This window comes from Bartonella sp. LJL80, assembly GCF_054871565.1.
Genome location: NZ_JBTXLM010000004.1, coordinates 84,289 through 99,868 on the forward strand (window position 1 = coordinate 84,289; position 15,580 = coordinate 99,868).

Here is a 15,580-nt window from a genome sequence, read left to right on the forward strand (position 1 = left end):
ATTTTGCAAAAAAGACATGATGGGTGATATTTTTGTATTTGGCACAGGCTGGCAAAATTGTTGTTTGTGCGAGATTCTGCTTGGATAATTTCTCATTTGTGCGATATTTCGCACAAATGAGAGTGGCAAATGCGCAATCTGAGGACTTATCTTAAATGGGGTTGTTTTATTTTTTCGGTGTTTGCCGCTGCATCGCTTTGTGGCTGGTGGGCAAAAAACGTTGCTATCAGAGATTTAAAAGCACAGGCGGCCGGTGTCTTATCTCTCGCATCCGTTGGTTTACGTAATGAATTGGAAAAGCAACGCCTTGTTCCAATCTTGCTCGCAGATGACATTGATATTCAAAATGCTTTGAAAACAAAAAATCCTGCAGACATATATGCCATTAACGAGAAGTTGGCGAAGCTCGCTGGTCAGTCTAGGTCATCTACGATCTATTTGTTAGATAGGGAGGGTAAAGCGATTGCCTCAAGCAATTTCCGTGAGCCAGATAGTTTTATCGGTAGTGATTTCAATTATCGCGGCTATTATCGTGAAACGCTGGCATATGGTCAATTTGAACAATTTGGTTTTGGAGCGGTTAGCCATCATGCAGGTTTCTATTTTGCAAGTCGTGTTGGCCCGGCAGATGCAGCATTGGGTATTGTTGTAGCCAAACGTGAACCAGCGGAGATCGAAACGGCATGGAAAGCGTCAGGGCAACTCGTTTATCTTGCAGATGAATATGGAGTCATCATTTTGTCAAGTGATTCCGCTTTCCGTTTTCGCTCGGAGGGCCAATTGGCACCGAAGGATCTGCAAACCGAGATAACGCGATACAGCCCCGAAATCTCATTGAATTTTGAACCGCTTCGTTTCAAGCAGTTGGATAATGGCTTGCTGCAATTCTTTGATGGACAATCGAAAGAAAACTATTTCCCTTTGAAGCAAGCTGTCTCAGGCCCGCATGATGATTATCAGTTGACAGTCCTGATGAATAGCCAAGCGTTTTTGCGCAAGACCGTGATGCAAGCGCAGACCTCCGGCGCTCTGGTCACCGCGCTTTCAATTCTAAGCTTATACTGGTTTATAAAACGTCGGCGTCTTATCGGGCAGCGCCAAATGGAGCTTCGCCAACGCGCCAAGGATTTGGAAGAGGGGGTGCGCGAAAGGACAACCGCATTGCTCGCAAGCAATGAACGACTTTATGAAGAGATCGATGAACGAGAACGTGCCGAGACCCGTGTTATCCAATTACGTGAAGAGTTGGCACAGGCCAATAGGCTTACAACCTTGGGCCAGATAACTGCCGGTATCGCACATGAGATCAATCAACCTCTATCGGCAATACGAACCTATGCGCAAAATGGCGTAAAGTTTCTTGCACTTGGAAACCCAAAAAAAGCCAATGATAATTTTGCAACGATCATTGGCCTGACAGATCGGCTAGCGTCCATCACTGAAGGATTGCGGAGTTTTGCACGTCGCCAACGGCAAAAGTCCTCCCGCATTGATGTGGTGCAGTCTATTGATGGTGCGTTCTTGATCGTAAAAATCCCCATGCAGCAAAAAGGAATAAAGATTGAATGGACGCCGCCTTCGCAGGCAGTCTATGTAATCGGAGAGCGCGTTCCTTTAGAACAGGTTTTTGTAAACCTATTAAGAAATGCAGCAGATGCTGTTTCGGGAAGAGCACTGCCGCGAGTTTTACTTACGCTGGATCTGTCGGATGAAAAAGTCTTTATTCGCGTTGCCGATAACGGGCCGGGTGTTGATGCTTCCGTCAAGAATAATCTATTCAAACCTTTTGTTTCGACCCGTAGCAGCGGTTTAGGGCTAGGCCTTGTCATATCCAGTGATATTATTCGAGATTTTGGTGGTCGACTTAGTGTGGATAGCGACAGGGAACTTAGTGGCGCTGTCTTCACCGTAGAACTTCCGCAGGCTTAGGGATATCGAAATGCAGCAACCTTTTTCCGTGTATTTCATAGATGATGACGAAGATCTACGTCATGCCAATGTGCAATCGCTGCAGCTTGCAGGTTTTAATGTAGACGAGTTTCGTTCGGCAGAACAAAGCCTGGATGCAGCGCTTGAGAACTGTTTGCCAGACGTAATTGTTTGTGACATTCGACTAGGGGGAATGAGCGGGCAAGATCTATTAGACTACTGGAGCAAACGCGATGCTGAATTACCAATCATTTTGATAACTGGCCATGGCGATATCGATATGGCGGTTGATGCTATACGCAAAGGTGCATATGATTTCCTCGCCAAACCTTATGATAATGACCGTCTGGTTGAAGCGATTAGACGAGCGGGTGAGATGCGTCGGCTTGTTCTTGAAAATCGCAAGTTGAGATTGCTCGCTGAAAATACGGAAACCACATCACCGCTGATTGGCGAGGCACCTGCAATGGAAAGCCTGCGCCATACAATTAGTCAATTGGCCGATATGGATGTCGACGTTTTGGTCGAGGGTGAAACGGGTACGGGTAAGGAAATTGTGGCTCAATTGCTTCACACACTGGGAAAACGCAGTAGGGGGGCGTTTGTTGCCTTAAATTGTGGTGCCTTGCCAGAACCCCTGATCGAAAGCGAACTCTTCGGCCATGTCGCAGGTGCGTTCACCAGCGCTGAGAAGAAACGTATTGGTTTAATCCAAGGTGCCGATAGGGGGACGCTTTTTCTTGATGAGATCGAATCAATGCCAGTTTCCGCGCAGGTGAAGTTGTTACGTGTACTGGAAACGCGCATGATCCAACCTTTGGGGGCAGATAAACCTATAGAAATTGATTTTCGAGTTGTTGCAGCAGCTCAGCAAAATCTTGGAGCACAAGAGGCGCGTGAGCGATTTCGAAGCGATCTCTATTATCGTCTGAATGTCGTGACACTGCGTATCCCGCCTTTGCGTGAACGCCGTCAAGATATTCCGTTATTACTTGCCTATTTTCTACAACAGTCGGCGAAACGGTTTCAACGTGACGTCCCTAATGTGCCCACGACCGTGCATCGCATGATTAAGGAACATGACTGGCCCGGAAACGTGCGTGAGTTGCTCCACTTGGCAGATAGGCTGGTTTTGGGTGTGCCGGGATGCCATCAAGACGAAAGCGCCGCTGAAGAGCTATCTCTATTGACATTGGCCGAACAAATGGATCGTCATGAAGAAGCTATTCTTCGGTCTGCATTAGAAAAATATGGTGGCTCGGTTAGTGAAACCACAAAAGCATTGGGACTTCCTCGTAAGACATTCTACGACAAGCTTGCCCGTTATTCAATCACCCGTCGGGATTTCCAACGTCCGGAAACTAACTCCATTTAAACCTAAAAGGCTGAACTTGTAGACAGTTTTTGATAAACTGAATCGTATTTTGCTGATAACTCGATGTTTTAAATTGGTTTTGCATTTATGTAGGCCCATGCTTCATTTTCGTCCTCTAACGAAAACCATTTTGCATCAATTTTACCAAACGGCCTGAAGAATTCGATTGCAAGATTAAGCCATGAAGGCCCTCCGACAATAGCATATCGTCTTAATTTTTTGAATGCTTCGGATCGAATGGCCGCCGTGTCTTCATTAAAAAGGGCACCCCAATCAATGCCTTCATATTCCTTGAAAATGACGATCATATCTATATCGTCTTTATGATCTGCGGCGGCATCGAAAAGCCCATATAAGTTTTCGACATCTGCCGATGTGAGGACCCCGTTGACGGAAAATGCCAATGCATCTGACCGGTCTGTGGCTATTTTGCTGATCACAGATAGTGTATTTTCAGGTAGCATGTTTTTGTCCTTTTATCGCGTGCAAGTAGGTTATATGTAGACTCAGCGCCGAAGGTTCCAGACCAAAAGCGTTTTTAATTATTTTAGGGTGACATTGATGACAGCGAAATTATCGGTCAATCTCAATGCAATTGCTATGCTGCGTAACAGGCGAGACCTGCCATGGCCCAGTGTGACCGGATTAGGACGTATCGCGCTCGACGCCGGTGCGGCTGGGTTGACGGTTCATCCGAGACCCGATCAACGGCATATTCGTTTCAATGATTTGCCTGATATCAGACAGCTTATTGATGACGAATTTCCATTTGCTGAATTTAATATCGAAGGCTATCCCGACGCCGCGTTTCTAGATTTAGCCGAAAAATATGCCGATCAGGTGACGCTTGTTCCCGATTCGCCGTCGCAATCTACCTCAGACCACGGTTGGGACTTTGCGGACAAAAAAGAGTTTTTAACACCCATCGTGGCTAGATTGAAAAGTAAGACAATTCGCGTTTCGCTTTTTGCTAATCCGACAACCGAGGGGCTGGACCATGCCAAGGCAATCGGTGCCGAAAGAGTTGAGTTTTACACAGGCCCCTATGGAGATTCTTATGACAATGCGCAACAACAGGCCGATGCATTGGAAAGCTTAGGTCTTGCAGCAGAAAAAGCCAAATCTTTACAATTGGATATCAATGCCGGACATGATTTGACAGTGGCTAATTTACCGGCACTGGTGAAGCGTATTCCTTGGCTTGCCGAAGTCTCTATTGGACACGGGCTTGTTGCAGATGCGCTAGAATATGGTATGAGAAGCACCGTACAACGTTTTAAGAAGGCGTTGTCGTGATTTGAAATTATCAAAGAGGCATAAGTGACGGATGAAGGATACATCTGTCTGGTCTGATTCTTAATCCCCCACATAACAGTTCATATGACCAAGGTTTAAGCCTTGGCTGAAAGGAATGCCTTATGGCGGAACTTCAAGATAGCGATGCTTCGGCTGCTGACGTTTCAACAATGGAAGAAAACAATGATCATTCGAAAGAAAGCTTTCGATTGCTTCTGCTGGGTGCCATTGGCGTTGTTTACGGCGATATAGGCACAAGTCCGATCTACGCGTTTCGTGAGGCGCTGCATGCGGGTGCCGGCTCCGACGCGATTGTGCAGGCCGATATCTTCGGGGTCATATCCCTTATTTTTTGGGCGCTCGCGCTTATTGTTACGATTAAATATGTCGTCTTTGTTCTGCGTGCCGACAATAATGGTGAGGGCGGCATCCTTTCGCTCATGGCATTAGCGCGCACGACCTTTAAAAAGAAGGGCGGTTGGGCACTCGGAATAGGCATATTGGGTGCATCGTTGTTCTTTGGTGATGCGGTTATCACGCCTGCTGTGTCTGTTCTTTCAGCTGTTGAGGGCATGGAAGTTGTTGCACCAAACCTAGAACCGTTCATTGTCCCCATCACTGTCGTCATTCTTATCGTGCTATTTTCCGTACAGAGATTTGGTACCGGCAAAGTGGCAATCATATTCGGCCCGATTACACTCGTGTGGTTTCTCGCGCTCGGTGGCTTTGGTCTGTATCACATCTTTGATGATCTTTCGATATTCCGTGCTCTGCTACCTTGGTATGGGGTGAATTATATTCTCGACAATCCCGCAACTTCTTTTGCCGCTGTAGGCGCCGTATTCCTTGCTGTGACAGGTGCTGAAGCGTTGTATGCGGATCTCGGCCATTTTGGCCGTAAACCTATCGTAGCGGCATGGCTTTGGATTGTGTTTCCCTGTCTTATCCTTAACTATTTGGGGCAAGGCGCCTTCATACTTTCGCATGGACAGGCTGCGGCAAACCCGTTCTATCAAATGTTGCCGTCCTGGTCTCTTATACCGATGATTGTGCTTGCAACGATGGCAACCGTAATTGCATCGCAAGCTGTCATCACCGGTGCGTTTTCTATGGCCCGTCAGGCGGTTCAGCTTAATATTCTTCCTCGGTTGGAAATTCTCCATACGTCGGAAAAAACTTTAGGGCAAATCTATATGCCGAGAGTCAATCTCTTATTGGCTATCGTCGTAGTGATTCTGGTTATTGGATTTGAGAAATCGACCAATCTTGCCGCAGCTTACGGTATATCGGTCACCGGTAATATGCTCGTAACGACCTCGCTTCTGTTCATCGTTATGACACGCATCTGGAAGTGGAGCCTTCCACTTTGCCTCTTATTAACAGCGTGCTTCTTGTCTATTGATTTGCTGTTCTTCAGTGCAAACCTGGCAAAAGTCCATGAAGGCGGTTGGGCATCTATCGGGCTTGCATTGGTTATTGTCCTTGTCATGTGGACTTGGGTTCGTGGCAGTCGTCATCTTTTCAATAAAACACGCAAGGGAGAGGTGCCGCTCGACCTTATTGTGGAAAAAATGGGTGAGAAGCCACCGATGATCGTTCCTGGAACTGCGGTTTTTCTCACCGGTGACCCAAAGAGCGCACCGAGCGCCTTGATGCATAGCTTAAAGCATTACAAGGTGCTGCACGAAAACAACGTCATTTTGACTGTTCGCACTGCGCCTACTCCACGAGTATCGTCAGCAGATCGGGCGCGCGTATCGCAATTTAACGAGCGGTTTATGCAGGTGACACTGACGTTCGGGTACATGGAACAACCTAATATACCGAGAGCTTTGGCAATCTGCCGTAAATTGGGATGGAAGTTTGATATTATGACAACCTCCTTCTTCCTGTCCCGCCGATCAATAAAACCGGCAGCGAAATCGGATATGCCTTTATGGCAAGATAAGTTCTTTATATTCTTGGCCCGTACGGCTTCAGATGCGACCGAGTATTTCCAAATACCTACAGGTCGCGTTGTGGAGATCGGAACCCAGGTTACGGTCTAACAATGGCCCCGGCGTAATAAGTGCGCCGGGGTTTCTTTGTCGGTTCTCGTTCGTATGAAGGACGGATTAGATGACCATTGGTGCTTGGAACACTCGACCTATATTTCATTATCTATATCTATCTTGAGGATTTTCCGTCATCGAAACACTCGTTTTGCGAACATCAGACAGTTGTGAGATTGGGGTGTACGACGGTAAAAATAACCAAAATAAAGGCTTTTCGATAGTTTTTTATTGTGTGTATGAAATACCATGGGGCTACCGGCTCGCTTTGCTTTGCTTTGATCTGTCGCAAGTCGTCTATTAGAATACGCAAACCATACCGATCAACACAGACAGAGATAGTCCTTGCCATTTTCGCCCCAATAAGACATAGTACCGTACGGTACGGTACTATTGGGTTTGAGTGGCGGTTATGCAGCAATCGACATCCGTTTTGGAGAATACGCTTACGGAACGTCAGAAGGACGTTTTGGATGCTGCATTGCATTTGTTGGTAAAGGGCAATGTAGCCTTGACCATGTCTAATATTGCACATGCCGCTAGCTGCTCGAAAGAGACATTGTATAAGTGGTTCGGTGATCGGGATTCATTTCTAGAAGCGATGGTGCAATGGCAGGCTTCACGTGTCCGCGTCATGCCGTTAAACCGCGAGGCATTGGATAGCGAAGCGCTTTTTTCGAGCTTGGAACATTTTGCACGTGATTGGCTCATGGTGTTGTCATCGCAGACGTCGATAGCCTTGAATCGTTTGGCTGTGAGCCATGCAGCTTCTGATAAATCCCGCTTGGGCGACATCGTACTTCATAATGGCCCATCGGCGATGGCTCGTCGGTTGAAGCCAATCTTGCAGCTGGGTTTAGAACTTAATTTTCTGCATTTCGACGACATTGACAATGCATTTCGAACATTCTTCGGCCTTGTCGTTCGTGACATGCAGATTCGCATATTGCTGGGTGATAATCTTGTTATGGATGACGCCCACATTATTCGCGAGGCGAGAACAGCCACGCGACAATTTTTCGTTCTGTATGGGACGGAAGACATTCACCTAATGAAACAATCGCATTTTTAAGGGAGTATTCCATGCGCGTTTATTATGATCGTGATGCAGATGTAAACTTGATCAAATCTAAAAAGGTAGCCATCGTTGGCTATGGTTCTCAAGGACGCGCTCATGCGCTGAACCTCAAAGACTCCGGTGCAAAAGACGTACAAATCGCTCTGCGCCCAGGCTCAGCTACGGCAAAAAAAGCTGAGGCTGACGGCTTTAAGGTTGTTTCTGTGCCTGAAGCAGCAAAATGGGCCGACCTGATCATGATGGCAACCCCTGACGAATTGCAGGCCGATATCTACAAAGAACATATTCATGATAATTTGCGTGATGGAGCCGCCATTGCTTTTGCTCACGGCTTGAATGTACACTTTGGTCTGATTGAAGCCAAGAAGACTGTTGACGTCGTTATGATCGCCCCTAAAGGCCCTGGTCATACCGTCCGCGGAGAGTATCTGAAGGGTGGCGGCGTCCCATGCCTTATTGCTATTGATCAAGATGCATCCGGCAATGCGCATGATGTTGCCTTGTCTTATGCTTGCGGTGTTGGCGGCGGCCGTTCCGGTGTGATCGAAACAACGTTCAAGGAAGAATGCGAAACCGATCTATTCGGCGAACAGGCTGTCTTGTGCGGCGGTTTGGTCGAGTTGATTCGTGCTGGCTTCGAGACATTGGTTGAAGCTGGATATGCGCCTGAAATGGCTTATTTTGAGTGCTTGCACGAAGTAAAACTTATTGTCGATCTCATCTATGAGGGTGGTATCGCCAACATGAACTATTCAATTTCAAATACCGCGGAATGGGGCGAATATGTAACCGGACCTCGCATCATTACTGCTGAAACAAAAGCCGAGATGAAACGTGTTCTTAACGACATCCAAACGGGTAAGTTTACATCGGATTGGATGCAAGAATACAAAGCCGGTGCCGCCCGCTTCAAAGGCATACGTCGCTTGAACGATGCACATCAAATTGAAGCTGTTGGCGAGAAATTGCGCGGTATGATGCCATGGATTAAATCTAATGCGTTGGTAGATAAAGAACGCAATTAGACTAAACCAGTGATTTATTCCGAAAATGGGGTGACTTGGTCACCTCATTTTTTTATGCTGTGCCTAAAGGTGGGGGAACATGTTTGCGAGTATATGGAAAACGATAAAATCGAGCGTCTACTTCCAAGGCCGGTCATCACGACGTGAATTCTGGTTTTACGTCTTAGGTGTCATTTTTCTCGCCGTTATCGCCTATTTTTTGCGCTCCGAGTTAATTCGTTTAAGCTTTCTGCTGACAGGGACGGCTGATACTGTATTGCTAAAGCAATTGCTTTACTTCCCGCTGGCTTGGATTTTTATGCTGCCTATACCGGCGCTCGTTGTCCGCCGACTTCACGATCAGGATTTGACAGGTTGGTGGATGCCACCGATCTTATCAATAACCTTGGTTTTTATTTACAGCTTTATCGTTAATGTTATCAATTTTATTTCTGCCTTTATAGTTTTCCTCTTATTTTTCCCAATTTCACTCTTCATCGGCGTCCTTCTGGGTTACACACCGCAGGAAGTGCTAGCTTTCCTTTATCATACAGACAACTCGTCGACGCTCATAGATATTGAGCTTTTTTCAATTTTCGGTATTTCATTATTGCTTTTCACTTTGTGTCTTTGGATCATGAGTAGAAAAGGCTCCCTCGGTCAAAATCGTTTTGGCTGAGCCGTCGAACAAATAACGAAGCTTGGTGTGTTCCGTTATCTTGGGAAAGGTGATTGGCAGTTTTGTCTCACACCACCATGGTCTACATAGCTATCGTCAGATGAACGATAGCTTTTATAGCGGCTATTGCACCATTGCTGGTGATTGATGTCTGGGCCGGTATTGAGCTTAAACGTTGGACCACCAGGCACCGTTTGTTGCGGTTGATAATTTCGATTGCTTTGAGGCTGGTCGTAATGGCTGTTTGGCAATGGGGCGATGGAAGGTCTTCTAGCGGGTGCCTGAGGACTGTTAATTTCAATAGCTTCAGATATGCTCGCCACGCTCAAAACACTTAAACATAAAATTGCTGAAAATTTAAATATACGTACAGTCATGACATAAATATCCTTTTAGATTGATGTGGGCACTTATCGGGCACTCCACAACGGCCGAGCAAAATTAATTTGTCACGAAAAATTCATTAAGAAGATCGTGTATGTAACACTTGTCTCGCCACATTTAGGTACCAAATTAACGGTTGTTAATGTGGAAGGGTTCATGAGAATGTCTGATTTTTTGAAAACTATGATGGTCGTAGGTTTGACGGCTGGCAGCGCAATATGGGCTTCATCCGGAGCATTCGCTGCGGATAAAGTGACGGTAGGCATGCTGGTGTGTACAGGACAGGGTGCTGAAGGACACATATTCAAGGCGACGGAAAAGCTATCTTGCCTTTATCAGCCGAATGATAAAGGAGCTATGCCTGATAAATACACAGGTCAGATTGAACAAATCGGTATTGATATTGGCAAAACAGGTAAAGGCCAGATGTCATGGATGGTCTTGGCGGCCAGTGCTGATGCATATAAACAAGGCATTCTAGCTGGAAAATATGGTGGCTTGGGCGTAGATGCTGCGGCTGGTGTTGGTGGTGGAGCAAATATTCTGTTAGGCGATAACAAGGTTTTTTCGCTGCAACCGCTGAGTGTCGAAGCACATGAAGGGGCAAATATAGCGGTTGGTGTATCCAAGCTTACACTAACGGCAGAGTAGAAAATAAAATTTTTAAGCGTGAAAGTGTTCCGCTTCGTTCAAGTTAGAGGCGCAGGTTTAAACCTGCGCCTTTTTAACGCGCCTAATCATTCAAACTTTACACAGCGCTTCTTGTCATCATAAATATAGACTGCGGAAATCTGTTCGTCGGATAAAGGGAAAAGTCATGGCTGATACTTCTGGAGGTCGCTTTTATGAAATCTTCGATGTTTTCAGCGACACTGTCTTGGCGGGAAATCCCGTTGCTATCGTTTATGATGCGATTGGTTTAAGCAGCTTGCAGATGCAAGCGATTGCACAAGAATTTAATTTATCTGAAACTGTATTCATATTGCCGGCGACAAATCCGATGCACACAGCAAGCCTGCGTATTTTTAAACCCAACGGTGAAATGCCGTTTGCTGGTCATCCGACGATAGGAGCCGTTGCAGCTTTAGCGCAAAAAGGCCAAGGTGATGGCGATACGCTTATTATTGTGGAGGAAACAATCGGCGCAGTACGTGCGGTTGTCAATTGGCAAGATAAGGGAAGTTTTGCGGAATTTGATTTGCCTAAACTGCCCGAGCGTTTACCTCTGGATATACAAAAAGAAACCTTTGCCGCAGCGTTTGGACTGGAAAGTCAGGAAGTTGGTTTCGAAAACCATTTTCCATCGTTATGGACTGCTGGAATTCCTTTTTTCTTCGTGCCGTTGCATAACTTGAAAACGGTAGCCTCCGCCTTGCCAGATCCTATTTATATCGAAGAAAACTTCGATAAAATCGAGGGTAAGACACCATCATTCTATCTTTATAGCCGCGAGACTCAGCTTTTTCAGAGCGCGTTTCATGCTCGGATGTTTAGACCAGATGGAAGTGAGGATGCTGCAACGGGGTCAGCAGCTTCTGCGTTTTGCGGTATTGTACAGCACTTCGATAAACCTATGGATGGTACAAAACAGATCTGGTTGGAACAGGGCATGGAAATGGGGCGTCTTTCCCGGATTAGATTAGAATGGCACGTTGAGAAGGGAAAACTTGTAGCAGCTCGGATAGGTGGCCATGCGGTTAAGTACGCGGAGGGAAAGCTGTATCTGGATTAAAGCTAAGGAGTAAAACCTTGTATTCCTGCAGATGGATGATCAATTTTAAACGCGACTTTTTTACCCGACAAAGCGAAGCTTCAAAACAAAAGGCCTTGGAGTCTCCAAACCAACAGTAACAGCCAAATATATTCATGTAATTTCATAAAAGGAGATTGGTGGGTGATGTAGGGATCGAACCTACGACCCGCTGATTAAGAGTCAGCTGCTCTACCAACTGAGCTAATCACCCACGAGTTGTTGTAATGTCAACGAGCGGTTCTATAGCCTTCCTAAAGCGGGTTGTCTATAGCCAAAACGTCAGTCAAATAGCATTTTTTCGTGCGGCATTTATCCACACACTGTTAAAATGGATCTATGTGGCTTGATCTTCCGGCGAATTGTGCCCATTATATTCTCTTGATCAACAGAGTCCTGCTTTTTAGGACAGTTATGCAGAGGATGATCGAGCGTAATGCCCGACCAAAATTCAGAAGACCCTTATAGTTGTATCAAGCGGTTTAGGCCGCCATGTGATTTTCCTGAATATCCCCACTCTCTTTTTGTTCGCTATCGTTTGGTTTGCGATCATGGCGATCTTGATTCGGCCGCTGTTCATTTCGCTCTCCGCTTCGGAGATTTAAGTCGCAAAGATGCGTCTCGCGCCTCATGGTTTATTCAGATTAAAATATCTCCGACAATGTTTTTAGGAAATTGAACGTTATGGAATGGATTGCAGATCCCCACGCTTGGCTTGGCCTTGTTACTTTGATCTTCCTGGAAATTGTACTGGGTATAGACAATCTTGTGTTTATCGCCATTTTGGCTGAGAAATTACCACCGCACCTACGAAACCGCGCGCGGCTTACGGGATTAAGTCTTGCGCTGCTCATGCGCCTTTGCCTCTTGATGGTCATCGGCTGGGTGATGACGCTAGACGAAACCATCTTTTCTGTCGCTTCTTTCAATTTCAGTTGGCACAGCATCATCTTGATTGTTGGTGGTGCTTTCCTTTTGGCCAAAGGAACACTGGAATTGCATGAAAGATTGGAAGGCGATACGCATGAGAAAGAGACCGGCGTTGTACATGCCGTGTTTTGGCAAGTTATTGTGCAAATCGTCGTACTTGATGCTGTCTTTTCTCTCGATAGTATTATCACGGCAACGGGCATGATCCCGAAAGATCAGATGGCCGTCATGTATATCGCCGTCATCATAGCAATGGCTGTTATGATGTGGGGTTCAGGACCTCTAATGCGATTTGTCAACCGCCATCCAACAGTCGTTATACTGTGTCTTGGCTTCTTAATGATGATTGGCTTTAGTCTTGTTGTTGAAGGTTTTGGCTTTCATATTCCGAAAGGTTATCTCTACGCAGCTATCGGCTTTTCGGTTCTCATCGAAGCATTCAACCAGATAGGTCGGCATAACCGCGAAAAACTTGTTACGACAAATGATCTGAGGGAGAGAACGGCCGGCGCTGTCTTACGTTTATTAGGCGGCGGCAGAAATGAAGGAAACCTTGGGGAAACTGTCGATGTGATCGCGGAACAGGCAGCCGCGTCAGAGCTGTTCAGACCCGAAGAAAAAGAAATGATTCGAGGCGTACTAGATTTGGCCGACAGACCTGTTCGCTCGATTATGTCGCCGCGAAATGAGATAGAATGGTTGGATCTTGATGCGGATGAGAAAGAAATGCGGGCGGAGCTTCAGCAATTCAAGCATAGCCGCCTTATTTTGGCACGCGACAAAGTTGATGAATTTGTCGGCGTAGCTTTGACAAAAGATCTACTGCTAAACCTCGCTGAGGGAAAAAAGATCGATTGGCAAAAGGCTATGCGGCAACCTTTGGTTGTTCATGAACATACCAGCGTTTTGCGGTTAATGGAGCAACTACGTCATTCTCCAATTCAGCTTGCTATAGTCGTTGATGAGCATGGCTCATTTGAAGGGGTAGCGACACCCACCGATATCCTTGAAGCTATCGCTGGTGATTTTCCAGATGATGACGATGAACCGGTTGTCGCGGAACGTCTGGAGGATGGTAGCCTGCTGGTTGAAGGCTATGCCGACATTCGTCGTTTAAGTGGTTATTTAGACAGAGATCTCGTTGACGATAACGATCGTTATACGACACTTGCAGGATTTATGCTTTGGCACTTTGGGCATTTACCAACGGCGGGCGAAAGCTTTGATGCCGAAGGTTTGAATTTTAAGGTGGTGGAAATGGAACGTCGCAATATTGCAAAAGTTTTGATCTCGCCTCTGATAGTCGAGAAAGCGCAATAACGCAATTGTAGCAGTGAAGCCTACAGCATAAAGATCGGGTATACATGCTTTGATCTTTATGTTGTTCTTTTCGGGCGATTTGCAAAATCGGCGTTTCAAAAAGAACATCAAACCAATGCGAAGGGCAGAGATATGAAGCCGCATCTACAGATTATCATCACATCTACCCGCCCTGGGCGGTCCGGCCCACGTCTTGCGAGCTGGTTACAATCATATGCAGAAAGCCATAATGCATTTCGTGTTGAAGTCGTTGATTTAGCGGATATAGCTTTACCCCTATTTGATGAACCAATGCACCCTCGGGCGCATCAATATCAGCATGAGCATACGAAGCGTTGGAGTGAGATTGCTGCACGGGCTGATGCGTATATTTTTGTTTTACCCGAATATGATCATCTGCCGCCATCATCTTTTGTGAACGCGGTAACGTTCCTGAACAGTGAATGGAATTATAAAGCTGTTTCCTTTCTGAGCTATGGCGGTGTATCTGGAGGGATTCGTGCTGCAGAAACGGCGCGCCTGATGGTTAATGCAGTTAAAATGGTTCCTATATTGGAAACAATTCCGGTGCCTGGATATTCGCAATATATTGATGATGCTGGAAATTTTAAGCCGAGCACATTGATTGAAGCGAGTGCAAAAACCGTGTTAGATGAGCTTTTCAAAATGAATTCTGGGTTGATACATATTCGTAAGATAAGTTGATGTATTTGCGTTACAGTGACAGGCTACTGAAATGACGAAATTATTGGTCGAGCTGAGCGAACCAGATGATGTGCGGATCGCATATCGTTCGCGCGCCGAAATTGTCATGATGACTGGCAGTTTGCAGAAATGCAAAGAGTATCGCGCCTTATTAGACGCTTATACGGATTACGAACCGCATATCTGGTTTGCAATCGATAGCGGGGCCGCTGTGCCTGCAGATACACTCTCGTCTTTGAAGGTTGAAAAGCTTATTCTATCGGCAAGCCGTTCAGAACTATTACCTCTTGTTATGGCCGTTGATTGCCAGCTTCGTTCTTTTAAACTTGTGATAGCAATTACCACTTCAAATATACCTGATAGCTCTTTGATGAAAAGCGCTGCTGCCTTGGGGGTCTGCGGCTTTCTGTTACGTGGAAGTCAAACAAACCTGCATATTCTGAGTCAGCTTGAGGTGGCCGATATCGGGCAATTTATCCAAGATACGCATGATGCAGGGATAGCTGGTGGCATTATGGGTAATCTGGAAGCACCAGATATACCACGGCTGTTACCGTTTTCTCCTGACTGGCTTGGTTTTTCTGTCGAACACCCCATAACACATGGCCATTTTGGCGATGATACGACGACTTCATTGATCCGCGCACTTTTGCCCTTCGATACCGATCTCAGTTTCAACTCCTTAGGTGATGCTTTGGGTACGGATCGTATCATCGTCGAAGATTTTATTCTGCCTGTCGAAATCGGAGCCTACAAGCACGAGTATGGCCGAAAACAAAACGTTCGGTTTAACATTTCAGCCGAAGTGGCGCGCCTGTCGGCCAACCCTGAAGATATGCGGCACATTTTTTCATATGATCTTATTCTTGATGGTATCCGAAATCTTGTCGCTTTGGGACATGTTGAATTGGTCGAGACATTGGCAGAACGTATAGCAGCTTTTATTCTCGCCTATCCGCGCGTAAGAAAAGTGATCGTTCGCGTCGACAAGCTCGATCTTGGGCCCTTGGCAATCGGTGTTGAGATAGAGCGTACCAAGAAACCGGTTATCGGCACAGCTCTGTAACTTGAGTAAGCTG

14 protein-coding genes and 1 tRNA gene are annotated in these 15,580 nt (G+C 46.2%); 12 read left to right on the forward strand and 3 right to left on the reverse strand.

The window, feature by feature from the left end; all coding sequences use genetic code 11:
* Nucleotides 1-129: 129 nt before the first annotated feature.
* Nucleotides 130-1,929 carry a sensor histidine kinase gene (locus ACYSNS_RS07230; RefSeq protein ID WP_461722486.1) on the forward strand — a complete coding sequence of 600 codons (1,800 nt, stop codon included), beginning with the start codon at nt 130-132 and terminating at the stop codon, nt 1,927-1,929.
* 10 nt (nt 1,930-1,939) lie between these two features.
* Nucleotides 1,940-3,304, forward strand: coding sequence for a sigma-54-dependent transcriptional regulator (locus tag ACYSNS_RS07235; RefSeq protein ID WP_461722487.1), 1,365 nt, complete (start codon nt 1,940-1,942; stop codon nt 3,302-3,304).
* A gap of 68 nt (nt 3,305-3,372) precedes the next feature.
* Here the strand turns inward: ACYSNS_RS07235 and ACYSNS_RS07240 are convergent, their stop codons facing one another.
* A complete protein-coding gene (locus ACYSNS_RS07240) occupies nt 3,373-3,768 on the reverse strand; it encodes a SpoIIAA family protein (RefSeq protein ID WP_461722488.1) in 396 nt (131 codons plus the stop codon).
* A 97-nt stretch (nt 3,769-3,865) separates the two neighbouring features.
* Between ACYSNS_RS07240 and ACYSNS_RS07245 the strand changes: the two genes are divergently transcribed.
* The 5 genes from ACYSNS_RS07245 (at nt 3,866) to ACYSNS_RS07265 (ending at nt 9,412) form a co-directional block, all read left to right on the forward strand.
* A complete protein-coding gene (locus tag ACYSNS_RS07245; protein WP_461722489.1) occupies nt 3,866-4,600 on the forward strand; it encodes a pyridoxine 5'-phosphate synthase in 735 nt (244 codons plus the stop codon).
* A gap of 170 nt (nt 4,601-4,770) precedes the next feature.
* Nucleotides 4,771-6,648 (forward strand): potassium transporter Kup, encoded by a 1,878-nt coding sequence (locus tag ACYSNS_RS07250; RefSeq protein WP_461722843.1) that lies wholly within the window; start codon nt 4,771-4,773, stop codon nt 6,646-6,648.
* Between the two features lie 415 nt (nt 6,649-7,063).
* Nucleotides 7,064-7,723, forward strand: a complete 660-nt coding sequence (locus ACYSNS_RS07255) for a TetR/AcrR family transcriptional regulator (protein WP_461722490.1) — start codon at nt 7,064-7,066, stop codon at nt 7,721-7,723.
* Between the two features lie 11 nt (nt 7,724-7,734).
* Entirely contained in the window at nt 7,735-8,754 is a 1,020-nt protein-coding gene (ilvC, locus tag ACYSNS_RS07260; RefSeq protein ID WP_461722491.1) for a ketol-acid reductoisomerase, read from the forward strand.
* A 79-nt stretch (nt 8,755-8,833) separates the two neighbouring features.
* On the forward strand, nt 8,834-9,412 hold the full coding sequence (locus ACYSNS_RS07265) for a DUF805 domain-containing protein (RefSeq protein ID WP_461722492.1): 579 nt from the start codon (nt 8,834-8,836) through the stop codon (nt 9,410-9,412).
* Between the two features lie 35 nt (nt 9,413-9,447).
* Here ACYSNS_RS07265 and ACYSNS_RS07270 read toward each other — a convergent pair whose 3' ends face one another.
* Entirely contained in the window at nt 9,448-9,789 is a 342-nt protein-coding gene (locus tag ACYSNS_RS07270) for a BA14K family protein (RefSeq protein WP_461722493.1), read from the reverse strand.
* 169 nt (nt 9,790-9,958) lie between these two features.
* Here ACYSNS_RS07270 and ACYSNS_RS07275 point away from each other — a divergent pair, with 169 nt between their 5' ends.
* The gene (locus ACYSNS_RS07275) at nt 9,959-10,447 is read left to right on the forward strand and encodes a DUF992 domain-containing protein (protein WP_461722494.1); all 489 of its coding nucleotides are present in this window, start codon (nt 9,959-9,961) and stop codon (nt 10,445-10,447) included.
* A 166-nt stretch (nt 10,448-10,613) separates the two neighbouring features.
* On the forward strand, nt 10,614-11,528 hold the full coding sequence (locus ACYSNS_RS07280; protein WP_461722495.1) for a PhzF family phenazine biosynthesis protein: 915 nt from the start codon (nt 10,614-10,616) through the stop codon (nt 11,526-11,528).
* Nucleotides 11,529-11,684: 156 nt separating this feature from the next.
* On the opposite strand, the gene ACYSNS_RS07285 is transcribed toward ACYSNS_RS07280, so the two are convergent.
* Nucleotides 11,685-11,760: transfer RNA gene (locus ACYSNS_RS07285), tRNA-Lys, on the reverse strand.
* Nucleotides 11,761-12,230: 470 nt separating this feature from the next.
* Here ACYSNS_RS07285 and ACYSNS_RS07290 point away from each other — a divergent pair.
* The 3 genes from ACYSNS_RS07290 (at nt 12,231) to ACYSNS_RS07300 (ending at nt 15,567) form a co-directional block, all read left to right on the forward strand.
* Entirely contained in the window at nt 12,231-13,796 is a 1,566-nt protein-coding gene (locus ACYSNS_RS07290; protein ID WP_461722496.1) for a TerC family protein, read from the forward strand.
* Between the two features lie 132 nt (nt 13,797-13,928).
* Nucleotides 13,929-14,501 carry an NADPH-dependent FMN reductase gene (locus ACYSNS_RS07295; protein WP_461722497.1) on the forward strand — a complete coding sequence of 191 codons (573 nt, stop codon included), beginning with the start codon at nt 13,929-13,931 and terminating at the stop codon, nt 14,499-14,501.
* Nucleotides 14,502-14,532: 31 nt separating this feature from the next.
* Nucleotides 14,533-15,567: a dihydroneopterin aldolase gene (locus ACYSNS_RS07300; RefSeq protein WP_461722498.1), complete on the forward strand. Its 1,035-nt coding sequence runs from the start codon at nt 14,533-14,535 to the stop codon at nt 15,565-15,567.
* The last annotated feature ends 13 nt before the right edge of the window (nt 15,568-15,580 follow it).